Source organism: Lysobacter sp. Root690 (assembly GCF_001427785.1).
GTDB lineage: Bacteria > Pseudomonadota > Gammaproteobacteria > Xanthomonadales > Xanthomonadaceae > Lysobacter.
Genome location: NZ_LMHM01000002.1, coordinates 169,568 through 192,793 on the forward strand (window position 1 = coordinate 169,568; position 23,226 = coordinate 192,793).

At 61.9% G+C, this 23,226-nt stretch carries 20 protein-coding genes and 1 pseudogene; 15 read left to right on the forward strand and 6 right to left on the reverse strand.

From position 1 onward, the window contains the following. Window position 1 precedes the first annotated feature (1 nt). The 5 genes and pseudogenes from ASD86_RS04635 (at window position 2) to ASD86_RS25755 (ending at window position 5,050) form a co-directional block, all read left to right on the forward strand. Window positions 2-2,404 (forward strand): P-loop NTPase fold protein, encoded by a 2,403-nt coding sequence (locus ASD86_RS04635; protein WP_157476147.1) that lies wholly within the window; start codon window positions 2-4, stop codon window positions 2,402-2,404. A 464-nt stretch (window positions 2,405-2,868) separates the two neighbouring features. Continuing rightward, window positions 2,869-3,231 (forward strand): JAB domain-containing protein, encoded by a 363-nt coding sequence (locus ASD86_RS27675; RefSeq protein ID WP_235567673.1) that lies wholly within the window; start codon window positions 2,869-2,871, stop codon window positions 3,229-3,231. Between the two features lie 29 nt (window positions 3,232-3,260). Then, on the forward strand, window positions 3,261-3,824 hold the full coding sequence (locus tag ASD86_RS04645; protein WP_056107509.1) for a HEPN domain-containing protein: 564 nt from the start codon (window positions 3,261-3,263) through the stop codon (window positions 3,822-3,824). A gap of 397 nt (window positions 3,825-4,221) precedes the next feature. After that, window positions 4,222-4,502, forward strand: a pseudogene (locus ASD86_RS04650) (SOS response-associated peptidase family protein); the annotation flags it as partial. Between the two features lie 53 nt (window positions 4,503-4,555). Further along, entirely contained in the window at window positions 4,556-5,050 is a 495-nt protein-coding gene (locus ASD86_RS25755; protein WP_235567674.1) for a GIY-YIG nuclease family protein, read from the forward strand. 406 nt (window positions 5,051-5,456) lie between these two features. Here the strand turns inward: ASD86_RS25755 and ASD86_RS04655 are convergent, their stop codons facing one another. Continuing rightward, window positions 5,457-6,848 carry a site-specific integrase gene (locus tag ASD86_RS04655; RefSeq protein WP_056107513.1) on the reverse strand — a complete coding sequence of 464 codons (1,392 nt, stop codon included), beginning with the start codon at window positions 6,846-6,848 and terminating at the stop codon, window positions 5,457-5,459. A gap of 592 nt (window positions 6,849-7,440) precedes the next feature. On the opposite strand from ASD86_RS04655, the gene ASD86_RS04660 reads away from it, so the two are divergent. Further along, window positions 7,441-8,592, forward strand: a complete 1,152-nt coding sequence (locus ASD86_RS04660) for a heparan-alpha-glucosaminide N-acetyltransferase domain-containing protein (protein WP_056107646.1) — start codon at window positions 7,441-7,443, stop codon at window positions 8,590-8,592. A gap of 203 nt (window positions 8,593-8,795) precedes the next feature. On the opposite strand, the gene ASD86_RS04665 is transcribed toward ASD86_RS04660, so the two are convergent. Next, on the reverse strand, window positions 8,796-9,089 hold the full coding sequence (locus ASD86_RS04665; protein WP_056107515.1) for a hypothetical protein: 294 nt from the start codon (window positions 9,087-9,089) through the stop codon (window positions 8,796-8,798). 1,390 nt (window positions 9,090-10,479) lie between these two features. Between ASD86_RS04665 and ASD86_RS04675 the strand changes: the two genes are divergently transcribed. The 5 genes from ASD86_RS04675 to ASD86_RS04695 all read left to right on the forward strand — a co-directional run bounded on the left by ASD86_RS04675 (window position 10,480) and on the right by ASD86_RS04695 (window position 13,516). Then, a complete protein-coding gene (locus ASD86_RS04675; RefSeq protein ID WP_056107519.1) occupies window positions 10,480-10,734 on the forward strand; it encodes a hypothetical protein in 255 nt (84 codons plus the stop codon). A gap of 14 nt (window positions 10,735-10,748) precedes the next feature. Then, complete coding sequence (locus tag ASD86_RS26405; protein ID WP_157476151.1) at window positions 10,749-11,261, forward strand: hypothetical protein; 513 nt, start codon at window positions 10,749-10,751, stop codon at window positions 11,259-11,261. 288 nt (window positions 11,262-11,549) lie between these two features. Further along, a complete protein-coding gene (locus ASD86_RS04685) occupies window positions 11,550-12,056 on the forward strand; it encodes an H-NS histone family protein (protein ID WP_056107521.1) in 507 nt (168 codons plus the stop codon). Next, window positions 12,053-12,625, forward strand: coding sequence for a DUF3060 domain-containing protein (locus ASD86_RS04690; RefSeq protein ID WP_157476153.1), 573 nt, complete (start codon window positions 12,053-12,055; stop codon window positions 12,623-12,625). The genes ASD86_RS04685 and ASD86_RS04690 overlap by 4 nt, the downstream gene beginning before the upstream one ends. 606 nt (window positions 12,626-13,231) lie before the next feature. Continuing rightward, window positions 13,232-13,516 (forward strand): hypothetical protein, encoded by a 285-nt coding sequence (locus ASD86_RS04695; RefSeq protein ID WP_056107527.1) that lies wholly within the window; start codon window positions 13,232-13,234, stop codon window positions 13,514-13,516. Between the two features lie 62 nt (window positions 13,517-13,578). Here the strand turns inward: ASD86_RS04695 and traD are convergent, their stop codons facing one another. Further along, the gene (gene traD, locus ASD86_RS04700; protein ID WP_157476155.1) at window positions 13,579-13,890 is read right to left on the reverse strand and encodes a conjugal transfer protein TraD; all 312 of its coding nucleotides are present in this window, start codon (window positions 13,888-13,890) and stop codon (window positions 13,579-13,581) included. 339 nt (window positions 13,891-14,229) lie between these two features. On the opposite strand from traD, the gene ASD86_RS04705 reads away from it, so the two are divergent. Continuing rightward, window positions 14,230-15,822 (forward strand): MobA/MobL family protein, encoded by a 1,593-nt coding sequence (locus tag ASD86_RS04705; RefSeq protein ID WP_056107530.1) that lies wholly within the window; start codon window positions 14,230-14,232, stop codon window positions 15,820-15,822. Window positions 15,823-16,018: 196 nt separating this feature from the next. Here ASD86_RS04705 and yecR read toward each other — a convergent pair whose 3' ends face one another. The 3 genes from yecR to ASD86_RS04715 all read right to left on the reverse strand — a co-directional run bounded on the left by yecR (window position 16,019) and on the right by ASD86_RS04715 (window position 19,650). Further along, entirely contained in the window at window positions 16,019-16,594 is a 576-nt protein-coding gene (gene yecR, locus ASD86_RS25765; RefSeq protein ID WP_157476157.1) for a YecR family lipoprotein, read from the reverse strand. Window positions 16,595-16,809: 215 nt separating this feature from the next. Beyond that, complete coding sequence (locus ASD86_RS26410) at window positions 16,810-17,127, reverse strand: hypothetical protein (protein WP_157476159.1); 318 nt, start codon at window positions 17,125-17,127, stop codon at window positions 16,810-16,812. 558 nt (window positions 17,128-17,685) lie between these two features. Then, the gene (locus ASD86_RS04715) at window positions 17,686-19,650 is read right to left on the reverse strand and encodes an LTA synthase family protein (protein WP_082578071.1); all 1,965 of its coding nucleotides are present in this window, start codon (window positions 19,648-19,650) and stop codon (window positions 17,686-17,688) included. Between the two features lie 617 nt (window positions 19,651-20,267). On the opposite strand from ASD86_RS04715, the gene ASD86_RS04720 reads away from it, so the two are divergent. The 3 genes from ASD86_RS04720 to rimK all read left to right on the forward strand — a co-directional run bounded on the left by ASD86_RS04720 (window position 20,268) and on the right by rimK (window position 22,649). After that, the gene (locus tag ASD86_RS04720) at window positions 20,268-20,912 is read left to right on the forward strand and encodes a hypothetical protein (RefSeq protein ID WP_056107535.1); all 645 of its coding nucleotides are present in this window, start codon (window positions 20,268-20,270) and stop codon (window positions 20,910-20,912) included. Between the two features lie 328 nt (window positions 20,913-21,240). Next, window positions 21,241-21,690, forward strand: a complete 450-nt coding sequence (locus tag ASD86_RS04725; protein WP_056107537.1) for a RimK/LysX family protein — start codon at window positions 21,241-21,243, stop codon at window positions 21,688-21,690. Window positions 21,691-21,740: 50 nt separating this feature from the next. Then, on the forward strand, window positions 21,741-22,649 hold the full coding sequence (rimK, locus tag ASD86_RS04730; protein WP_056107540.1) for a 30S ribosomal protein S6--L-glutamate ligase: 909 nt from the start codon (window positions 21,741-21,743) through the stop codon (window positions 22,647-22,649). Window positions 22,650-23,226 lie beyond the last annotated feature (577 nt).

A 23,226-nucleotide genomic window follows, 5' to 3' on the forward strand; every position in this document is an offset into this window, starting at 1 on the left:
CGTGCAGACCTACGAAGGTGGTCGTGTTGCGCTAGAGCGGCTAATTGAACACTCCAAATCGATTCCGGCCGATGCCAACGAGGCAACCGTCCGGTTTCAGCTCATTGACCAATTCGTAACTGAGGTCTTGGGCTGGCAAAAAGGCGACGTACAGGTCGAAAAGTATGATCGCGGAGACTTCACTGACTACGAATGCGGCAGTCCAACTTCGCTGATCATAGAAGCAAAAAGAAGCTCGACATACTTTCATGTCCCTGCGGGTTTTTCTCAGCGCGTTTGCCGCATTAAGACGCTATGTGAAGCGTCACCGGATGTGGGTGCCGCAATTCATCAGGCCATCGACTACTGCCAGAATCGAAGCGTCCAGTACGGCGCCATTAGCAATGGCACCCAGCTCGCGGTCTTTATAGGAACGAGGCTGGACGGAGTTTCGTCCATGGACGGAAAAGCCTTGGTCTTCCTTTCATTGGAAGAGATGCTTTCGCGTTTTGTCGAGTTGTGGAATGCGCTATCCCCTGCCGGAATGGCAGAAGACAATTTGGGTCGTGCTCTGAAGACCCCGGTGCTGCCACCTCCGCCATTGAAGCTCTCAGGTCGGCTTCTCGGCTATCCAGGCCACAAGAACCGAAACCCTATTGCCATTGAGCTTCAGCTACTTGGCGGTCTCTTCATCGAGGACTTGGCGGACGACCCGTCCCTTTCCGAGGAATTCCTCAAGGAGGCCTACTGCCGAAGCGGCGCCCTCTCTCAGTACGCCGTCGTAAGCAAAGAACTGCTGAAAACGAGGTACACAACATTCTTTGAACAGCAAACCGGCGTTTCCCCGCTACCGGCTACCGATAAAAAGGGAACGTCCAGACAACTCACTACGGACATAATCGCCGCTGGCTTGAGTCGTCGTCCGATTCTGCTAGTCGGCGACGTGGGTGTCGGCAAGACGACGTTTGTGAAGAACTTGATCAAGGTTGAAGCAAAGGAGGAGATGCAAAATGCAATCGTTCTTTACATAGACTTTGGCTCGAAACCTGCTGTTGCAGAGGAACTAAGGAGTTACACGGTCGGCGAGATCATCAAACAGCTTCGTGAGGACTATGGAATCGACCTCGAGGACAAGCAGTTCGTTCGGGGCGTCCATAACCAGCGAATTCAAGCTTTCGGCAAGGGCATCTATTCCGAACTCAAGGAGCTAGATCCATCTGCGTTCAAGGTGAAGGAAATTGACTACATAGCTGGGCTAGTAGCGGATAAGGAAGAGCATCTCCGCCTCTCATTGGAGCATGCGTCCAAGGGGCAGAAGCGGCAAATCGTCGTCTTCTTGGACAACGTAGATCAGCGGCTTCCCCATTTCCAAGAGGAAGTATTTCTGATCGCTCATTCCATTGCGAGCAACTGGCCGATCACTGCTTTCGTAGCCCTGAGGCCGGAGACGTTCTCTTTGTCGCGCGCAAAGGGCACGTTAGCCGCTTATCAACCGCGAGTATTTACCATCGAGCCTCCGCGGGTGGATCAGGTCATCCTAAAGCGTCTCCAGTTTGCGCTCCACCTTCTCCAAGACTCCGGACGTTTGCCGGGAACGAGCTCGGGATTCAGTCTTCAGTCCGAGCGCCTTGAGCTCTACTTGAAGATGCTCATCGATGCGTTCACGAATCGAAAGGAGATAATCGAATTAATCGACAATTTGTGCTCCGGAAACGTTCGCCGAGCGCTTGAGTACATTCAGGTCTTCGTCGGAAGCGCTCACGTCGACAGCGCGAAGATCCTGGAGGCAATGGAGCGCGCTGGGCGATACACTTTACCCATCCATGAGTTCCTCCGCGCCATAATTCACAAAGACGGCGAGTACTACGACCCAGCAGCAACCCCGATCATCCCTAACCTCTACGATATCGTAGCGGATGATGCGCGTGAGCATTTTGCCTGCCTGTTAACACTGGCATACATTGAGCATGCAGGACAGGTTGGCGGAGCATATGGGTTTGTGGAGCGCCAGAAGATTTACGAGTTCCTACGTGAGCAGGGGTTTCATCAACATCAGATCACGAGCACCGTGAATCGGTTGTTGGAGGCGGAGTTGGTTCTTACTCCAGTTGGCCTAAAGGGCGCCCAAGAAGAACGGCTCCGCATAACGACAGCCGGCGCGTACATGCTGAAGAAGATGTGCGTCTCTTTCGCTTACGTGGACGCGATGATTGTCGACACGCCAATCATCGATGCCGCGGTTAGAGCCAATATCAATGATGAGAAGACGATTGAGGGCCGACAAGCACGGGTTGTGAACTTTATCGCATATCTAGACGAGTCGTGGTCCAAGCTCAAGCCAACCGCGACCATTCTGGATTGGAACGCCCTCTCATCGACAGCCAAGGCCAACGCCGAGGAAGTGCGGCGTCGCATCGGAGCGTAGCTCCCGGGGCTTCTACCCCGTTAGGACGGACACTTACGAAAAGCCAGATACCGCGGTTATTTCAATCACCAAGTGCGCGACGCTGAATGGTCTAGAGGTAGTTGAGTGACCGCTTCTGGCCGAAAGCGGACTTGGGCACCGATGGCCTCACACTCAGCGGAACCGTGCCCTTAGCGACCGCCGCCAACAGATCTTTCAAGATTGGACAGCGCGGCTCAGGGCAGTCCCAGCTACAAAAGCCGAGGCGAGGGATAAGTTGCTCAAATCCCCGGTTTTCGTGGTATTGGTTCGGATTGGTTGGGCGCTTTCGTGGGTTTGATGGCCCGCGTCATGGGCGTAATTTGGACGATCACCCTTCGGTAGGCCGATCAGGCCTTCGGCGTGGCTTTCAACATATCGGCCACCGTCTGCCCTGTGTCCTGCCGCTTGATCATCGTAGCCCGCGAGCACTTGTCACCGGCACCGTGGATGGCTGCGAAGTCCACCCGCGCGTCGTCGCCCAGCGCTGCCTCCACCACAACTCGACCGCGGTGGTGCTCTTCCAGAGCCACCCCTCCGGCAATCCCGAGCCAAGCGCGGCCGACCGGGCCATCACGGTCTGCCCGAAGCAGGCCTTGGCGCTCCTGGACGTCCGGGTGCTTGATCACTTGGTGCTGGGCGGCGATGCCCACGTCAGCCTTGGGGGCGTAGGGGTGGGCGTAGCCCACTCCCTAGTCTTTCCGGCCGCCGACTTGGGGGCAAGTCCGGCCAAGCGCCGAGACGAGCCGGCGTGGCGAGGCTTTTTGCCTGACGCTTGGAGCGACTGCTATAAACACCGCTGTATATGACGTTGCCCAATTCCACACGGACGTATCCCATGACAGAACCAGCCCAGTCGCAGGCGTTCCGCGATTTCGAACACAGCATCAAAGACGCTCAAGATCTCTTGGACCACTACGACGTGCTCAACAAGGACGCTCAGCCGCCTCCCGTTGCGGAAGTGCTGAAGCGCACGAGTCTGGTCATGGCGCTCACGGCATTGGAAACCTACGTCGAGGACCGGATGCTGGAGGCCGCAGGCCGGGTCATAGGGATTGATCCGGGTGCAGGGCGGTTGGCGACCTTCTACCGGCGTTCGCTGGAGCAGCACCTAAAACAGTTTCACGCCCCGAGCGTCGAACGGATCCGCAAGCTGTTCAAGACTTTTTTGGACATCGACGTGACAGAGGGATGGAACTGGAACAATTTCTCTCCTGAGCGCGCGCGGGGTGAACTGGACAAGATCAACCAGAAGCGTGGGCTCGTTGCGCACCGATCCAGCCGCCCTCGGGTCGGCGATTCAAAAGCACATGCGGTCACGAGGGAAGAGCTGAAGAAGCACATCCGGTTCATCCGTGATCTCGTTGCGGCCACCGAGAATTACCTCGCCGAGAAAATTTGAGTTCTGGCGAAGTCTCAATCAAGACGCTGCGAGCAGGGATTTCAGATTTCGGGGGGATGGGCGCGCCAGTCGACAGCGCGCTGCTCAAGGGCCGAATGCGATGTGGATCGCTACCGAACTCAAGGGAACTTCCAAGAGTCCAGCCGCACAATCGCCAAGGTGCTCAGCAGCACCGGTGGGCGAGGAGGTGTGGTTCACGCGCCGCCTGCCGCCCCAAGGTATTGCCGCCCAACCCATGTCAGCAATCGTGGGTGTGCGGCATGCCTTGCTGCTGTTGGCGCCGGGCACATACGCGATGTTTCGACGTTAACAGGCACCGCAGGTGTGATGCTTCGTTCACTTCATCGCGTCACCGTATAACCTGCCCGCGCATTGGCAGGCTCAGGCGTGCGAGACGATCGTGCTTGAGTTCCGGCCGCAGGGCCACGGGGACTTGCTCGTGGCGTGTCTGGTTTCAAGGTGGCAAGGGCCGGGCGAAGAACTGCTGTCGTTCGCCGCCATCACCGACGAGCCGCCGGCGGAAGTGGCCGCGGCGGGGCACGACCGCTGCATCGTGCCCATCAAGACCGAGCACCTCGACGCTTGGCTCAACCCGGGCCCCAAGCGGCGCGCCGACCTTTACAGAAAATCCTGGACGACCGAGAGCGACCGTATTACGAATATAGGCTAGCCGCTTAAGAACATTGGATTGCTAGATGTTAAAAATAACATTCCCAGAGGGCTCTGTCGAGATGGATGATAATCGGAAACACTATGTTTATCTCATAGCGTGCAGAAATGAGAGTAGCGTATATATCAAGATTGGCCGAAGCTCCAGCTTGGTTTCGAGGATTAGGAACATTCAAACCGGATGCCCGATGGCTTTTGTCAAGACATTCTGCATCACATCCGGCTATCGGGAAGAAGTAATGGGGCTTGAAAAATTACTTCATATGCAGCTAAAAAAGAGAAGTGAACGAGGCGAATGGTATGTTGCAAGCGCTGAATTTCTCCGCGCCCTGATACGACTGCTTCGGAAAATAAACAATGGCAATTTCACTTACGAAGAAATTGAACAGATGCCAGATTTTTGTGGGCATGAGCTGGAAATTATGATGCACAGGCACGACTTCAAGTTTTATCGATTCCGATTGGCATCTTCGAAAGAAAAGCAACAAAACATGCTTGAAAAAGTGAGCAATGCGCAGGTTGTTCGAGAATTGAATGAGCTTATTGCGAACGGATAAGCCGGTGCATATGCCGTTGGATCATGCATGTGAAGCGGCGCGGTGTTCACGCGGCAAGCGATGCGCCACAACAGCAGTCGTCGTTCGACGAACCTACCTCAAGCGGTGCCCATTTTTGAGCGCGAGCGATGGCGAAGAGAACACCCGGAATAGCTCCAGAGTAAACAGTATTGGCCGAGCTAAACGGCCCTTAGGTGTAAGCGGTGAGTTCAACCAAAGATTGGACATCAAGTCTGCCCACACGTCAGATCGGCGTTGATACGACGGTCTGAACTTCATTGGCGCGGGCTTGACAGGTTGCAGTAAGTCCACATCAGTGCGGCCACCCTAGCCGGAGACGATAGCGGCCGGCATGATCGAATGGTGCAAGACTAAAGCGAGCTATATGAGCTGCTAGCGCCAACACTTAAGGGTAGAACTTGCTGGGGTCGGCCAGCTTCTTCTTGAACTGGCCCTTTTGGTACACAGGTATCGTCACGAGTGGTCGATACCGCTCAAATGCTGCGATCTGTTTCTTCCTGGCGAGCATCGGCTTCTTATGGAAGTAGGCGTCATGGAGCACTGGCACGCGCTTGCTGACGGAATGACCAGTCAGTAACGCAATGTCATCATCCGGAACACCCTGGTGGTGAAGATCGGTTGCGAGGGTGTGGCGGAAGGCGTGGAACCCCACCCCTTTCGGAAATCCCAGGCTCTTGAGGTAGCCGCTGAACTGCTTCACCACGCCCGCGCTGTAGTGGGCGTTGGTCTCCCCTGTCTTCCTGTTCACGCCGGCCGAGAGGTGGGGAAAGAGCCGAGGGTGACCACAGCCACGTATGTCATCGACGAAGTCCAAAAATCCAGCGTTCAGCAGTGGCTGCGGGATGGGGAGCGTACGGACCGCGGCTTTGCCCTTTAGGCTTTGGCGACTGCGTCCGGTTTCCTTGTGAGCGAGGTCGGGATCGACGGTCTTGCGGATGGCGATACACCACACGCCGCACTCATCAATGATGTCGGCCAGTTTCAGCTGGCACACCTCGTTGATACGAGCACCTGTATAGAGTCCAATCATCGGCGCCCACCACCGGTGGGGATGGTTCCGAGCCCATTTGACGAAGCTCTCGGGCGAGAAGATCCGTTGGAGTTCCTCGTCGTCGAAGAGACGTTCGGACCTGCCGGGGTCGACCGCCAAGTCCCGCTTGATCTCGCCGAACGCCGCCATAGGTGATTGGGGGATCACACCCATGCGGACAAGCTGATTGAAGAACGACACCAAAAATCGCCGATGCCGTTCGAACGTGGCCGGTGCTTGCGCAGGCACCCCGGCCGCCTTGCCCAGTTCAATGCAATGCTCTGGCGTGAAGGTGTCGAAGTCAGCCCGAAGCGTCAGGCCCGGAGGAGCCCAGCGTAGGACCTCCCAGAGCAAATGGATGTGCTGGTAGTTGATGCGGGTCACTGGAATATCGCCGCACGTCAGTTGCAAGAGCTTAAGCGTGCGTGTGGTGACCTCGACGGTTTTGGGATTCAGCCCCTTGCGCGTCATCTGGCTGAGATGGTCACGAATCTCAAGACTCAACACCCGCGCTGGGTAGAACATCGGAAGGGGCTGTTGGGTCCGCGTGCCGTGCTTGCCGCCGCGCCATCGTTTGGCCTTTTCCTGAATGTTGTGTATGAGCTGATCCAAGCTGATCGCAGCCTCACGTCCTTTGACACGCACCTCTTCAACGGAAAAGGTACCGATCCGGATGTGCTTGAAGCAGAGCACGCCATAGGGATTTGCGATGTAGCGCCTGATCTTTTGTTGCGGCTCGCTTTCCAAAGCTGTGCCTCCATCGAAACGATGGAGGTACCTTGAAGCGGTGCTTCAGTTCGTCAAGCATCTTCCGCACTTTGTTCTGTGCGCTCTCTGTGTCACGAACATGCCCAGCTTTTATGGGCTTTTGCCGTTCGTCCATACGGGTTACCCCGCCAGTGACGAATGAAATTTGATTTTTATCAGGTGGTTGCGCGTCGCACTTTGATCAACGGCGTAGGCATGTCCGTACTATGCAGCGAAATGAGCTAACAACCGGAACGCGATTCACGGGTGTCAGACCTGTACGGTGTGCAACTGCAACAACGCGATGAGAAAAACAGGAGGCTTGTTAGTCTTACGAAGTGGATCGAGGGGGCGAAAACACTAACAACCGCAGTGTCCCGATCGCACGGCCTTGGCTAACATCGCAACCAACTAGGCACTTTTCCCGTGAACAGCCGTATGGATCCGAACGCCAAGCGTTCCGGTCGCCGTATGACAACTTCTTCTGGGGCGGCAACGACCAGCCCATGTTCTCGGCGGCGCCTGGACGCGCGGCCTACCTGTCCATGAACGTCAAGCTGTGAGCTCGGGCGTGCCTTCGACGATCCCTGCCATCCCTCCCGCCGGTGTGCCGGCCCAGCGACTGCCCGCGATCGACATCCTGCGAGGCGTCGTCATGCTGCTGATGCTGGTGGACCACGTCCGCGAGACCTTCTTGCCCCACCGCCAAGTCAGCGATCCCATGGCGGTTGACGAGGTGACGCCTGCGCTGTTCGTCGCGCCGATGCTGGCCCACCTGTGCGCGCCGGTGTTCGTGTTCCTCACCGGCCTGTCGGCCTTCCTGTACGGGCGCAAGCAGGTCAACCCACGGCGTGCGGCCAGCGAGTTTCTGTTGAAGCGCGGCGCGTTCTTGATCGTGCTGGAGCTGACCGTGGTGAACTTCGCCTGGACCGGTGAGTTTCCACCCAGGGTGATCTACCTGCAGGTCATATGGGCGATCGGCGTCAGCATGGTGGCGCTGTCCGCGCTGCTTTGGCTGCCGCGGTTGTGGATGCTGGTGCTGGGCGTGGCGGTGGTGGCCAGTCACAACTTGCTGGACGGTTACACCTTTGACGGGTCAGGTCTTGGGCACGCGCTTTGGCTGATCCTTCACGAGCGCGGATGGTTTGAGATCGGCGGTGTCCGGTTGCGCACGTCGTATCCGGTGCTGCCCTGGATTGGCGTGATCGCGCTGGATTACGTCGCCGGCAGTTGGTACGCGGTCGCTGACGACAGCGCCAAGCGGCGAGGTCTCGCGGCCGCAGGCGTGACCATGCTGATAGCCTTCCTGGCCGTGCGAGGCTTGAACCTCTACGGCGATGCGCCGTGGCAGTGGGGCGACGGCTTTGCTGAGACCGTCATGAGCTTCTTCAACGTGACCAAGTATCCGCCTTCGCTCCAGTTCCTGCTGCTAACCCTGGGGGTGGGCGCGTGCCTGTTGCACGTATTCGAGCGTCCGAGGGTAGCGCGAGCTTTGTTGCCGCTGGCGACCTTTGGTGCGGCGCCGATGTTCTTCTACCTGGTCCATCTCTACCTGCTTAAGGCGCTCTACCTCGTTGCTCTAGTTGTGTGGGGCGCCAACCAAGGCGCCGTGTTTGGCGTCGGGGGCGTGGCTGCCGTGTGGGGCATCGCCGGGCTGGTGGCGCTCGGGCTGTGGTATCCAACGCAGGCGTTCGCTCGCCTCAAGGCGAGCAAGCGGGAGTGGCATCTACTTCGCTATCTCTAGATCCACGAGCGGGTTATCGCGTAGGAAAGCGGCACTTGGTGCCTATCCTCAGCGTTATTTTGCAAGTCGATGTCCGCTATCGGCCACAAGCAGACCGTCATCGGTAATCGCATTCAGGCATAAAGTATCTGATGATCGTGCGTCCGGCGTCTCCCCAACGCTGGACGTCGATTGCGGGATAAACGCGGCTTTGGCGCGTCTCGTCAATCTCCGCTGTTATTCGAGCGAGCGACTTTAATCGAATTCTTAATGATTTTTTGGAGGTCTGCGGCGATTGTGGTGCGCGTAGCCTCGTCACCAGCAGCTGCGAGCTTCTTGACTTGATGGCTTGCCGACTTGAGCATAGCCTGCAGCGTCTTATTCTCCTTCAGGTACTCGGTCACATCCCGAATCTGGGCGCCGTGATCCTTGATCATTATCTGGACGATGTCGGGGCCCTTCTTGTTCTGACCGATCATCTTGTCGATGATAGCGGTCTGATCTTTTGTCAATGCCATGCTTTTCTCCCTTGAACTGGCCAATTATCTTATTGCCGCCCGACTGTAGTTGCAGATAGGGGAGGTCTGCAAGGGAATGCGCGCAACGCCCGGTGCAATCCTTCTTTATTGGCGCCTGCGTCAACTGCAAAGAATGACTTGACTTCGCCATTGCGCCGGGGCGTTNCCGAAATGGGCCAAGTGAGGTCTGCTTTGGGTCGAAAGCGGGCATCTGTGCTGTGCCGAGTGTCCAAATGGCTGGCGGCGGTGTCCAGTTCGTTTGGCTGGGCCGGTGACGTGGTTGGATTGGGAACCCATCACAGATCCAGAGGCGCCGGTGCGTCGTGCGACCGGTTCGTCTTTTGCAGCGAGGACGCCTGGGGCAGGATCGGCGGCATTCGGGTCGGAGCAGGAAAGCCGACCGGCGTACCGCTCAGGGAGTTGTCGATGGCCGCCACGAAGACGCAAGCCGCCCTCCGGGCGGCCAAGAAGTTGTTAGGAAAAGTGCCGCCCAGGGAGGGGGTGCCTTGGCGTCAGCTGATCGCCGAGGTCACCCGCCAGGCTGCAGTCCTGCGCAAGCGCAAAGATCTGTCATGGACCCTGACGCTCAACGAGGCGGCGGGGGCCTTGGGCATGCAGCCGAACCGCCTGCGGCGTCTCGTGGCCAAGCATCCTCTGGACCCGCCGCTGTTCACCCGACCCGCCCCGAAACCGCGATCGGGCTCGAAGCCCGCGTCGAACACCACCCGCAAGCCCAACACCGTCTCGCGAGCCTCCATGGTTCACCTGGTCGATTGGCACGAGGGCTTGGTGGCTGCCGGCCACCTTGAGCCCATCGATGAGCGCGTGGACCTGGACGCCAGGGTAGGGGGCGATGGCGTGCCGCGGGTGCGGGTCCACCCCTCAGTAGTGCCAAGAGCGGCGTTCAAATACAAAGACGAGGGCGACGGCAAGTTCCTCATCCTCGGCGTGCGCGACGCCGAGGATTTTGGGGGCCTGCTCAAGAGCCTTGGCGGACAAGCGATGGGGTTCATGGTGATGACCCTTCCCGAAGCCCTGCGGCTGCCGTGGGAGGACTCCGCCGTGCGGGAGGTCTGGGCGCAGACATACACCGAATGGCTGACCGCGGCCGAAGCGGATGTGTCGCAGGTGTTGGCCGAGTTGAGGGCCGCCAAACTGGACGTGTCCTGGCAGAGAACCGCTGGCGAGGAGCGCCCTGATGGCGAGCAGGCGGCCGCCAAGCCAAGGCGTCCCCGTCTGTAAGAGGGTCGCACGGGCCCTGAATCGTGCTGGGTGCATGCACCCACTTTGCGCCGTGCTCGAAGCGGCCCCGCCTATCGTTCGCCCCCTGCATCGCACGGTCAGCGTGGCTCAGCCTGAGCCGGACCACGGCGGTGCCTGGAGGGCGTAGATGCGCAAGCGTCGTTTTAACGTGGTGATCACTGGAACCGCACAGGGCGAGGCCACCCTCGTCATCGAAGCCGAAGACCTGGACGCGGCGACCGAACAGTTCGCGGCGATCACGCAAGAGCAGGTCAACGCGATCGACTGGGGCGTGGACGTCGTGTGCTTCGAACACTTCGTCGAGGTCCACGACTGCAAGAAGAAGAAAAAGCCCAGGGAAATGCCCTGGCCGAACTACCACTTGGGCTATCGCCTGTACTGATCCGGGAGACGACCATGGGTACCTTTACGTTCACCTTGCAGGGCAACTTCCTGGCCACCAAGACCTTCTCGTTCAAGGCCAAGTCGCACGAAGAAGCGTTGGCCGCGTTCAACGAGCTGGAGTTCGCCAAGCTCGATGCTGCACCTTGGCGCATCGGCGCGTTGACGCTCGACGACGTCGGGGTCTGCGATGAAGAGGAGGGCGACACCTACGCCATCGACATGGACGAGTACGAGGACGCTAACAGGGTCTTCGAGAACACCGAGGCGTGGGAGGTCCACTACACGGACGATCGGCTGAACCTCCACCAGCTGCTGGCCGCGGTTCAGGCCGGTCATTGCGAGGAGCCGCCGCGCGCCGCCGAAAAGTCCTTCTTCGTGTCGGAGATCGTCTGGGACACCGATGACGAAACGCCGGATCTGCCGCACGAAACGGTGGTTCGGTGTGATAGCTCCGACGACATTGCCGACGCCCTCAGCGACGCCCACGGATGGCTGGTGAGCGACTTTCGCGCCGAGCCCATGTAGACCAGTGCGGCAGGTCGATCGCCGCCAGCGTAGCCGCGGCGGCTTCGGTGCCGTCCGCGAACGACGACGCTCCGCTCCCTGAGCGGGGCCACTGTCTGGCTGCCGCGCCCACACGGCGCCCACACGGCGCCCACGCGGTGCCTGTCGCTGACCTCCGAGTTCACAAGGGAGGGCGAGGCCGCCGGTAGATTTTCGTGGTCATTCGAATGGCGGGGGGCGTTCGGGAATGACTTGGCGAAATCGCGATCGATGCTATAACCGGGGCTTCTCCTCGATAGGACGACCCCATTGGCCCTGACCACACTTCAGTCGATTGACGCCGAGATCAAGCAGTTGGAAGCCCAGAAGAAGCTGGTCGAGAAACGCGACTCCGAGGTTCCCAAAGCAATCGAAGTTCTTCAGCGATACGCCAAGGTGCTGACGCCGGCGCAGCGCCGCAAGCTGGCGAAAATCTCCGGAAGCGAGTTGGGCGCCGAAACGGCCAAGGCGCCGGCGCGTGCCTCCCGTGCTCGAAAGATCGGCAAGGTGGCGCCCAAGTACCGCCTACCCACTGGCGAAACCTGGACCGGGCGCGGCCGAACCCCAATCGCCTTCGCGGCGTGGGAGAAGGGTGCCGAGGGCAAGGCCTGGCGCAAGACCAACGAAGGTGGGCGTTTCCCCGCCATTGATGGCACCTCCGTCAAGGCTCCCGCCAGCGCCGCGTCGACGAAAGCCTCGCGCGGCGCTGCCAAGAAGATTGGAAAGAAGGCGGCCAAGAAGGCTGCGAGGCCTGCGAAAAAGGCGGCCGGCCAGTGATCCGCCCGTTTCCAAACAAGGACGCTTCGATGACGGTTGAAATCCAACAACGCAACGGCGCGAGCACCGATCACCTGCGGTGTTACACGAGGCTGCTCGCCGTGTCGGCCTTGTGCTTCGCCGCGGTTGCTTGCACCGACGGCACGGGCGGTGGAATCGGCAGCGCGATGTCCAACGAACTCGTGGACCCCGCCAGCGGCGCCACCTGCAGCCAAGGGTCGAACGTGAGGATCACCAAGAACGAGTTCTCGACCGTGCTCGACGGCGAGTGCGGGGATGTGATCATCACCGGTTCGAACGGTTCGGTGAACGTGGATCGCGCCAAGTCGATCCGCGTCGAAGGTACGCAGGTCACCGTTCTCAACGAAAAAGTCGAAACGTTGGTGGCGGTGGGCTCGGACAACACCTTCAACATGACCGAGGTGGGGCACGCCACCATCGCCGGCGATCAAAACACGCTGCTGGGACGCAACTACCGCCAAGTAACGTTCAAGGGCCAGGGCAATTCGGTCAACACCGACAACGAGCCGCAGTTGGACGATCAGGGGACGGGCAACAAGGTCATTTGATCGCTTCGTGGAATGAGCGGTGGGCACCCCGTGGACCACGCCTCGGGGTTTTCCATGGCGCAGAAGCGTGGTTTCCAGGGCCTTGGCGTGACAGCACCTCCCCCCGTTGCCGTCAGTCGCTCGGCCTGAAGTTTGGCTCGAAATTGCCAAGTAGCGTTCTTGTAGGCGCGGGGCGACGGCTTCCTGGCCAGCGTCTGGTCGTGCTGACGCTTACTTGCCGGGGGTGCGGCCCGTTGCTGCGGCCGCCGCCTGAGGGATTGCCGGTCATGCTGGGCCAGCCGCCGCCGTTTCCTTGACCCCGGCCGCCGCTGCCCGAGGTGCTTCCGCCACCGCCGGTGGGGCCGCGACCACCACTGCCACCGGATTTTCCACCGCCGCCACCGCCACTGGTTTCCTTGGCCATTTTCTGTACTCCGTTACGTTACCGACATCGTGGGGAGCGCTGTGGTGGTTGGCTTCACCGCGAAGCGCCTATGCCAGGATTTATCACGCACCTGCACCTTGCGGCGTGAACGCTGGAGAGAGGAGCGCGTGCTTCGCTAAACGCCAATAAGTCGAAAGCTTGAGCACGCAATGACGCGTGCTCCTACAGGGGAGAGAAGTGGCATGGCTGTTTACGTCGTGACGTGGAACTTGAACAAGGAGCGCTCCAACTACGCGCAAGCTCGAAAGGAGTTCATCGAAAATCTGAACAGGTACGAAAACGTGGGCGATCCTGCCTTGGAAACGGTGAGATGGGTCTCGACGACCTGGAGTGCCGCACAAATCTCTAATGACTTGCGAACAAAAATGGACGACAACGACAGAATCTTCATTTCTCAGGTTACGGCTGGGACGAACAGCGGCTGGCTCAATCGCGACGTTTGGGATTGGATCAATTCCAAGCTTTAGCCGCATCCTGCGCGTCGATGGTTCTCGCTACACTCGAACTGGACAGGGTTGCGACATGGTCGTTACGTGTCGGAGATCGCCTCTTCTCCTAAGGCAGCATTGCCCAGTGCCTCGACCTCCGTTCTCTGGCTTTCGGTGGCTTCTTGGCGGTAATGAACCAGCACGCCCACGATTTCAGTGTCGGCAAGGTGATCGCAGCCCGCTGCGATCACCAACTCCGCCAAGCGCTCTCGCCGCAGTCGATCCTGCCGGCGGCGGGCGGCTCGGTCTTTTTCTGCTTGCCGCTGCGACGCTAGCAACTGGCGCGCCTGTAGCTTCGCGAGCCGCGAGGTCGCGTTGCTGATTTGCTCATGCAGCCGATCTTTCATCCCCATGCTTGGACCCTCGCATTCGATGCTTCGATTCAAGCAGAGGCGGTCGTAGTGTCAAGCACGTGCCGCGAAGTGCAGTTCCCGAAACGCCGGCCGCTGCTGGAAGTGTGAAAAAGAAACGGCAAACCCGGCACAGAAAAGCGCCGAGCGCTAAAGCGTGGGCGGTAAGGCGGAGCGAAGAGCGCACTTATGCATTGCCGTTGGCAACGCGTGCGCAAGGGCTCTGCCCCTTGACCCCAACGGCGTGCCACCACCGCCCTCGAGGCTGAATCCACTCTAAAAACCAGCGTTTGCCAATGCGCAGCTCCTCTCCACACCGTAGACGCCCAACCAGGAGAGCGTATGGCCATTTATCACATGCAAGTGAAAACGTTGAGCCGATCAAAGGGCAACTCCTCAGTGGCGGCTGCCGCGTACCGAGCCGCGTTGCTGCTCTTCGATGACAAGACCGGTATCAAGCACGACTACCGTGTGCGCAGCGGTGTCGTCGAGACCCAGTTCGTGTTGCCTGAGGGGGCTGCGCTGTGGGGAAGAATCCCGCAACAGCTTTGGAACGCCGCGGAGGCGGCAGAACGGCGCAAGGACGCCGCCGTCGCCCGAGAGTTCGAAGTTGCGCTGCCGCACGAGTTGAACGAGTTGCAGCGTTCGGCACTGGTGAGGGAACTCACCGAGCGCCTGGTGACACGGTACGGGTTCGCAGCTCAGGCCTGCATCCACACCCCGACCGCGCCGGGCGGGCTGAACCACCACGTCCACATTCTGGCTACGACGCGTCGCATGGGGCCCGACGGGCTCACTGAGAAAACCCGTGAGTTGGACGCCAGGCCTGGCTGTACGGAGCAGGTGATGTGGGTGCGCGCGATGGTGTGCGATGTGATCAATCGCCACCTGACGATGGCGAGGGTGGACGCCCGCGTCGACCACCGCACCTTGTCGGCGCAGGCGGAGGAAGCTTGGGGGAACGGGGACTCGGGGAAGGCCATCGAGCTGACCCGGGAGCCGACCAGGCACATTGGCAAAGAGGCCATGGCGCTGTATCGAATGGGCTTCGAGGTCGAGGCGGTGGAGGAGAACAAAGCCATCCGCCGCAACAACCAGCAAGAAGCGTTGGTTCGGCTGATGGATTGGCGCAGGGCCAGCCGCGGCACGGACGCGACCTTGCCCAACCGGCTCTTGGCCTCCTCCTCGGGCGGCATCGTGGCGCACCTGGACGACGAGGACCGGGTGCGGCTCGCCCTTCTCGCGCCCGACCCCGGCGCAGGGAGCCCACACGCGGAGGCCGCCGCGTTGCTCGTGGAGGCCGAGAAGCTGTGGAACGAGCCGTTTCGCGCTTGGTTCGACAAGATCCTCGTCATGACCGGGCGTTTCCTGAAGCACAGCACGGAGCGCCTGCGGGCGTACCACGAGCGACCCCAGTTTCTTTTGCACCTGAAGAACCTGGTTTGGCGGCTACGCCAGCTCAAGAAGGACTCCGCGGAGGGAGAGCGGCGGCAACTCGTCTTGACCGAGGCGATCGCTGCTGTCGATCAGGCGGAAACCGCGCTTGAGCAGATGGGCAAGGAACGCCCGCGATCGGGGCCTTGGGCCAAGCGCGAGTGGCGCCGACGTCGCCGTGCGCGGGCGTTCGAGCTCAAGGTCAAGCGCAAGGCCTACTTCGTGGCAAGCCAAGAGGCAGCGGCCGACACCTTGGAGGAGTGCGAGGAACTGGCGAGTACCAGCGCCCAGGAGTTGGAGGCCTGGAGCCGGATGTTGATGAAGCGCTACCCCGCTCCCCAGGACGCCGTGGACCAACGCGCGGCGAACGCCGCCGCCCTCGGGATGGCCATTCCGTCCCCGGTGCTCGTGGTCGGTGGCGGGGACAGCGGCAGCGCTCCCCGCCAAGGCCCGGCTACGATTTCGACGCTGACGCCGAAGCGTCCGCGGCCACCGCGCTGAGGCTGGAAGGACGGGCGCCCCGCGCAGGCGGGACGTCCTCCGCGAGAAGGGCCGCGCAAGGGGCTTCCAAGGCCGCGCGCCTGCCGGCCCTTTGGTCGGGCGATGTGAGCGTGGCGGAACCGCTCCGTTCCGTGGTGGCGCCCGATAGGGCCGCCACCATCGTCGCTGGTTCCGCCTGCCCAGAGCGTCAGTGGGCTCAATCCACTTCTTTGCAGGTCGCTCCCTGGCACTGCAGGATCAGCGAACGTCCGGTGGCCGGGCAGTTGGCGCGAAACACGTTGCCGCTCACGTGGGAAATGCCCGCTGCGCTGCAACCGCGGGTGGCCGCGTGGCGCAACGCCGCCTCGTACCCGGGTTCTGACGCAGCCGGCTGAGCCGGTGCTGCGGAAGGCCCTGCGCTGGCAGTAACGACGGGCGAAACGATCACCGTGTTGCCGCCTGCGGCCTGAGGAGCGCCCGTGCCGGTGCACTGGAATTCCTTGGTGACCACCCAGGTCGCGCAGCCGCCGAACCCGCCGGGCTGGTTGCACTGGCGGGTTGTCCCGCCGAACGCTTCGGCGCCGGTGTAGCCCCAGGTCGCGCAGCGGCGGGTCGCCATGGCGATGGCTTGGCTTTCGCTGAGTTGTGCTTGCTCCATCGCGCCGACCTCGTAGGACAAGCGCACCACGCCATCAGCCCTGCTGCCGCCGGTGGCTGACCACTCCTTCGTCGTTACGCAGCCGCTGGTGGCGGCCAGGATCATGGTCACCACCAACATTCCCTGGATCTTCATCAAAAACTCCCCTGTGTCTCGTTGTTCCTACGCAAAGCCGCGCCGCGATCGGCCAGGCGAAGCCCCTCCCGTGGTGCGCACGGGAGGGGGCGCCTAAACGGTCACGGTCGCAGTCGAGCAAGCCTCAAGAGGGCCTTGGCGAGGGGCCAGGCGGCCGGTGCCCTAACGCACGGATCAGCCGGTCCGGTGCTGGGTTGGGCAGACGAGCTTTCCGATCACCGCGAAAACCGCCGCGGGCCCCGGCGATCAGGTGGGGGCTCCGGTGGGCTGGAGGCTTCCGAGGGAGCGGGTGACTTTTCAGAGGCGGACGGTTTGGGGCAATCCGGCTCCGGCCGGGTACCGGTGTTGGACGGTGGGTCGTAATCGTAGGTCGGTGGCATGCGGGTGGAGACGAGCAGCACCGCGTCGGCGACCTTAAACGCATGGTTGATGTCGATCAGGCGTCCTCGGTTCATGGAACGGCATCGGTCATGGCCGATCAGCGTGCACAGGACCTGGGTTGCGATGGATACGCGTTGGGCTAGGTCTTGCATGAGCATCTCCCGCTGGGTGGAGATTTCATCAAAGCGAGATTCGTGGCGAACGCAAACTGCGGTTCGATTTCATGACCCTGTAGGGCTGAAGACGACCCAGACCTTGGACGCATTGCACGGAGCGGAGAGCGGTTGCTGCACGGAGGCGGGACGCGGTAGCGTTGCAGTCCTGTCTTGGTATCGCGTTGGGTATCACCGGTTCCTGATTGAGGTAGGAGCAAGTGGTTGAACGGCTTGGAAACGGGTGGGTTCGATGCAGTTCGATTCCCATCACCCGCTCCAGATTCGCCAGGCATCGACATTGAGTCAATGACGCGGCACGCCACGACGGCTCGATCCCATGGATCGGGCCGTCGTTGTTTCCGGGATTTCGATGCGTGCGATCAGGGGGGCGGCGATGCTTTCCTTCGCCGCACCATTTGATGGATGCCGCGTTTGCGCCGCTTCAACGCGCCTGCACCAGCGCGCTACGTTTTCGCTCACGCCGTGCCAAGACGGTCGTGCGATCCGCACGCCACAATTGACGGCATGTACCCGATCGACTCTTACAGATCGCGACTACTCGGCCTTAGCAGGCAAGCGATGCCATCCACGTTCGTAGGCCACAGTCCCCCACAAGGCCTGCAGATGCGCCGTCTTCGCCAGCGCCGGGTCGATCGACGCCGCGGGCGTCATGCGCTCGCCGGGGGTATAGGTAAATTGCCTGGGCGGTTGGCCGGGCTGCAGCACGATGACGTCCTTGCCCGACATCCAGGCGAAGTTCTTGTCGTATTGCATCATCGCGCGGCCGGGCTGGAATCGATCGCGTTGGTTGAGGTCGTGACCGCTCATCGGCGTGGGCGTATCGATTCCGATCAGCGACAGCAAGGTCGGCGGCAGATCGATCTGGCTGACGATGCGCTTGTCGCGCGCCGGCGCGACCGCGCCGCCGAGGATCACGCCGGGGATGTGGAAATTGTCGATCGGCACCAGGTCGCGTCCGAATGCTCTTGAATCGTGATCGGCGACGATCAGGAAAATAGTGTCGTTCCAATACTCGGACGCCATCGCCTTGCGGAAAAATCCGCCCACCGCGTAATCGGCGTACTTGGCCGCGTTGTTGCGCGTGGCCTGCGGCTGTTCGTAGAGCTCGATGCGGTTGCTGGGGAATTCGAACGGGTCGTGGTTGCTCGAGCTGAACACGAATCCGAAGAAGGGCTTGCCCGCCTGATGCATGCGCGCGAATTCCTGGTGCGCGCGATCGAACAGGTCTTCGTCGGACACGCCCCAGGAACCGGTGAACGCGGGGTGCGGATAGTCCTTCTGCTCGATCACCCGCTTAAACCCGTTCGACAGGAAGAACCCGCGCATATTGTCGAAGTGGCTTTCGCCGCCGTAGTAGAAAGTGGTGTCGTAACCGCGACGGCCTAGAACTTCGGCCAGGGTGAAGAAATTCTGCTGGCTGAGTGGTTGCTTGACCACCGCCTGCGACGGCGTCGGTGTGAAACCGGTCAGCACCGCTTCGATGCCGCGGACCGAGCGCGTGCCTGTCGCATACAGGCGCTCAAACGCCCAGCCTTGCGTGGACAACCGATCGATGTTCGGCGTCAACGGCCGTCCGCCCAGGTTGCCGACGAACTGCGCACCCAGGCTTTCTTCGAGCACGATCACCAGATTTCGCGGCTTGCCTGTGTAAGTGGGCGGGCGGCGGGCGAGGGTCGGCAGCTTGGGGTCGACGAAGGCGTCATGCGGAAGCTGCATGCCGTCGGTGACGGCCTTGACGACCTCGGCATCGGCCGCGCCGCCGTAGATTCGCGCGCCCGGATCGTGGCGAAGCCAGTCGCGCGCCGCGTATGCCAGCGAATAGAACGAGTTCAACGGCAAGGTATTGACCGTTGCGTTGCTGGAAAAAGCCATCATCGCCGGGTTCATCGGACGATGACCGAGGGTCGAGCGGATGCCGAGCGCCGCCAGCAAGATCAGCACCACGGCGAACGGCAGGCGCGCGCTCCAGTGAGCGTTCGACTGCGCGCTCACGCGCAACTGGCGGTTGGCGAAGCGCCAGACGAGCCAGCCGGCGATCGCGCTCAGCAGCAACGCCAACGCGGCGCTGACGAGGTGGCCCTTGGCCAGGGTCGAGGCGACCTCGCGCGGATAGATGAGGTATTCCAGGAACATGCGGTTGGGCCGTAAGCCGTATTCCTGCATGAAGGTCGGCGTGGCCAGTTCCAACGCGACCAGCACGGTCAGCGACAGCGCAAGCCACGTCACCATGACGACCCGCACCAGCGCGTGGCGCGCGACCCGCGCCGGCAGCAGCAGGTACAGCGCGGTGGCGATGCCGAGCAACATGCACAATGCCGCGATGTCGACGCGGATGCCTTGCAACAGGACGCGCGACCAGGCGTCGGCGTCGTTGACGGCGTCGGCTTGCCACAGCGCGAGTCCGAGGCGGGACAGCGAGAGCACCGCCAGGCCGATGCCGAAGCAGCACAGAAAGGGAACCACCCGCGCCAGGCAGTCCTTGATCACACGCACAAGCATCGCGACTCCCGTAGCTCTGCTCCGGGTCGCGGGCGCCGGCCGCGCGCGACGCAAAGCAGATTCTTGGGAAAATGGTCGAGCAAGGTCTGTCGGAGAAAGGTCGGAAGGGTGGCCGCGGCCAGTCAACACCGAGCGGGTCAAGGGGAGGGACACTGACGTGGTGCGCGACGGAAACGCCGATATCGGGGGGTTGCGCGAAACAGGCGGCGGTTGCCGGATGCGGTGCGGCGTGAGGGCTCCATGGTCCGAGTGCCAGCCCGATGGGGTTTCGTTGATCGCGCTTGCTGGATTCGGATGAGCGGGTCGATGTGGGCGGCGTCTGTCTGGATGGCGGCTGCGGCGCAGGGCGAATCGGCGGTTCCAACGAAACAGCGTCGCGACGTTCCGCGGCCCGCACCGTCGCCGCTTGCACGCCTGCGCTGCGCGCGTTGCTAACAATTCGTTAGCGCGATCGTCGCCGCTTTAACCGCAAGCAACTGCGAAAGTTGACAGGCTGCGCAACCGACGTGGTTGTTGGCACACTCCGACGCGGTCGACAGACGAACGGATGCGGACGATGGGGCAGGGATGCGATGCGCTTGCGCGCGATCAGGTGTCGACCAAGCGCGCATGGCGACATGACCGCGAGTAAGCGCGACGTCGCGCGCACCGAACGCGCGTGTGCGTGGGGCGTGGTCGCCCTGGTCCATGCCGGCTTCATCTGGGTCGCCATGCAATGGCGCATGCCGGCCGATGCGGTCGAGGACGATTCGGTATTGGCGCTGATCTTCATCGCCGCGCCGTCGCGTCCGCCCGCGCGAACGTCGCAGCTTCCGCAGCCGGCGCAACCGCCCGAACGACGCGATCGCGTTGCCTCAGCGCAACGCAAACCGCCACAGCGCGAACGCGTCGATACGATCGCTGCGTCGTTGCCGCCGGTCGATCCCGCGCCGCAAGATCCGCCCAGCGGCCTGACTGCCGTGCAGATCGATCCACGCGTGACCGATCCCGCGCGCGCCACGCGCGCGCCCTGGGACGCGCCCGCGGCCGATCTGCTCGAGCGACGCGCGCCGACCCTGCCGGGACACGCAACGCAGCGTTTCAAAATGCAGCAGCCACGTTCCCTCGCCACCGCGGTGGAGCGCTTCGGGCAGATGTTCGGCGGGCGCGGCGAAGACCCGTGCAAGCGCACCCGCGCCAACATCGACGGGCTCGCATCGCAGGGCGATTCGGCGGATTTGCAGCGCGAACTGGAGTACGAACGGCGCTATTGCCGACCCTGAAGGGTTCAGTGGATCGGTGCCGGGCGATGTAAAAAAATCATTGCATCGTCACCATGCACAATCGCACGCTCACGACCGCCGCGATCGCAATCGACGCTGCATCGCCGGCGCGCTATGCTTCGCGCCCGGTCCTGAGTGGGCGCCGCGCATCGCACCGTAGCCTTGGGCCTGGACGATCCGCGCCCGCTTCGGTCCGATACGTACGGCGGCCGCGAGGTCGCCGTTTTTTGTCGCCGCGACGCGAGTGGAACGGAACGACTTCGGGTCGTCGCGGTCCAAGCCGAAGCGGTCGTCCCTACCCGATTGCAATCGCCACAGCGGAGGTGCGATGTCGTCCAAGATCGTCCTCGGTTGGCGCGAGGTCGCCGCCTTGCCCGTGTTGGGCATCGCCGCGGTGCGCGCCAAGATCGACACCGGCGCGCGCAGTTCGGCCTTGCATGTCGATGCGCAGTGGCGTTACGTCGACGGCGGCCAGCCCTGGGTCGGGTTCCGGCTCAGCCCGGGCGTGGTTGGCGCCGACGTGATCGAAGCGGCCGCGCCGGTGTTCGACGAACGCTTCGTCACCGACTCCGGCGGTCATCGCACCAGCCGCGTCTTCGTCCAGACCGTGCTGAGTCTGGCCGGTACGCAACGCGAAATTGAAATAAACCTGTCGGATCGTCGCGGTATGCGCTTTCCGATGTTGCTTGGCCGCACCGCGGTGACGCACCTGTTCACGGTCGACCCTTCGCGCTCGTTCCTGCATGGGCGCGCGCGGCGCCGGGTCAGCCGCACCTGAGCCGCGCGCCCGACGCGCGCCGTCCTTCCTCATTCACATGAATTCTGCCGATGAAGCTCGCGATCCTGTCGCGTAACACCAAGCTCTATTCGACGCGCCGTCTGGTCGAGGCCGCGCGCGAGCACGGCCACAGCGTGCGCGTGCTCGATCCGTTGCGTTGTTACATGCGCATCGCCTCGGACGGGTTCCAGATGCATTACAAGGGGCGCGAGATCGCCGGTTACCACGCGGTGATCCCGCGCATCGGCGCTTCGGTCACGCGTTACGGCTCGGCGGTGCTGCGTCAGTTCGAGCTGATGGAGACCTACACGCCCAACACCTCCGACGCGATCCTGCGCGCGCGCGACAAGCTGCGCAGCCATCAGCTGCTGGCGGCGCAGCGCATCGGCCTGCCGGCGACGGTGTTCGGCGACAACCCCGACGACACCGCCGACCTACTGTCGATGCTCGGCCCGCCGCCGCACGTGATCAAGCTCAACGAGGGCACCCAGGGCGCCGGGGTGATGCTGACCGAGAAGCTGTCGGCGTCCAAGGGCGTGATCGAGGCGCTGCGCGGCCTGTACGCGAATTTCCTGGTGCAGGAGTTCGTCGCCGAAGCCAAGGGCGCGGATCTGCGCTGTTTCGTGGTCGGCGGCAAGGTGGTCGCGGCGATGAAGCGGCAAGCCCCCAAGGGGGACTTCCGCTCCAACCTGCACCGCGGCGGCACCGCCAAGGGCGTGCGCGCCAGCGCGGCCGAGCAGGAGGTCGCGGTGCGCGCGGCCCAGGTCCTGGGCCTGGGCGTGGCCGGCGTCGACTTGATCCGGTCCGACCGCGGTCCGCTGGTCCTGGAGGTCAACGCCTCGCCGGGCCTGGAGGGCATCGAGGAGGCCAGCGGGGTCGACGTGGCCAGCGAAATCATCCAGTACGTGGCCGGCCGGATCCAGCTCAAGACCCCCCGACGTGCCGGCGGAAAACGCTGAACGGGGCTCGCCGGGGCGGCCGGGCTTGCCCGATCCTGTGGAATGGCAAGCCTGGCAGGTCATCTGCCGGCGACCCGCCGAACGGCAGGTCCCCGGCCCGGAAGGCGCGGGCCGCCGGGAGCGCAACTTCGGGTTGCGAATAACTTTTATTTAACAGCGCTTTTAACGGCGGTTTAATCGAAATCCGCGTAGCGTTACCGGACCGCAGCACTGCAGCTCCTCCAAGTCGCGCTCCTCGTCAGAACGTTACGGATAGGGATCTGGTCGAAGCAGGTTACGGTAATCGGGGCAATACCCTTTTGGCCCAGGCGCGGTGGCCCCGCGTCTGGGCTTTTTGTTTTTGCCGCGGTTTTCAGGGGCAAATCGATTGGGTTGCGATGGCGCAGCGACCCATGACCTTCGGCCTATGCCGACGCCCCGCCGCTTGAACGGCAGCCCTCGGCCCCGTTCACCTTTCCGTTCACTTTACATTCGCTCTGGCAGAATCCTCGGCTTGCCGCCGCTGCGCATCGTGCAGCGGCCCGAATGACGGAACCCCGGGCGTCGCCGCACGGTCGAACGCCAACCCACTGGGAAG

What these genes read in the sequence shown, in the direction of transcription:
- traD (WP_157476155.1), bottom strand. Translation starts at nt 13,890, where the DNA reads ATGGGGATGAAAGATCGGCTGCATGAGCAAATCAGCAACGCGACCTCG.
- ASD86_RS25755 (WP_235567674.1), top strand. Translation starts at nt 4,556, where the DNA reads ATGGATGATAATCGGAAACACTATGTTTATCTCATAGCGTGCAGAAAT.
- ASD86_RS26405 (WP_157476151.1), top strand. Translation starts at nt 10,749, where the DNA reads ATGGGTACCTTTACGTTCACCTTGCAGGGCAACTTCCTGGCCACCAAG.
- yecR (WP_157476157.1), bottom strand. Translation starts at nt 16,594, where the DNA reads ATGAAGATCCAGGGAATGTTGGTGGTGACCATGATCCTGGCCGCCACC.
- ASD86_RS26410 (WP_157476159.1), bottom strand. Translation starts at nt 17,127, where the DNA reads ATGCAAGACCTAGCCCAACGCGTATCCATCGCAACCCAGGTCCTGTGC.
- ASD86_RS04715 (WP_082578071.1), bottom strand. Translation starts at nt 19,650, where the DNA reads ATGCTTGTGCGTGTGATCAAGGACTGCCTGGCGCGGGTGGTTCCCTTT.
- ASD86_RS04645 (WP_056107509.1), top strand. Translation starts at nt 3,261, where the DNA reads ATGACAGAACCAGCCCAGTCGCAGGCGTTCCGCGATTTCGAACACAGC.
- ASD86_RS04665 (WP_056107515.1), bottom strand. Translation starts at nt 9,089, where the DNA reads ATGGCATTGACAAAAGATCAGACCGCTATCATCGACAAGATGATCGGT.
- ASD86_RS04675 (WP_056107519.1), top strand. Translation starts at nt 10,480, where the DNA reads ATGCGCAAGCGTCGTTTTAACGTGGTGATCACTGGAACCGCACAGGGC.
- ASD86_RS04695 (WP_056107527.1), top strand. Translation starts at nt 13,232, where the DNA reads ATGGCTGTTTACGTCGTGACGTGGAACTTGAACAAGGAGCGCTCCAAC.
- ASD86_RS04705 (WP_056107530.1), top strand. Translation starts at nt 14,230, where the DNA reads ATGGCCATTTATCACATGCAAGTGAAAACGTTGAGCCGATCAAAGGGC.
- ASD86_RS04725 (WP_056107537.1), top strand. Translation starts at nt 21,241, where the DNA reads ATGTCGTCCAAGATCGTCCTCGGTTGGCGCGAGGTCGCCGCCTTGCCC.
- ASD86_RS04720 (WP_056107535.1), top strand. Translation starts at nt 20,268, where the DNA reads ATGACCGCGAGTAAGCGCGACGTCGCGCGCACCGAACGCGCGTGTGCG.
- rimK (WP_056107540.1), top strand. Translation starts at nt 21,741, where the DNA reads ATGAAGCTCGCGATCCTGTCGCGTAACACCAAGCTCTATTCGACGCGC.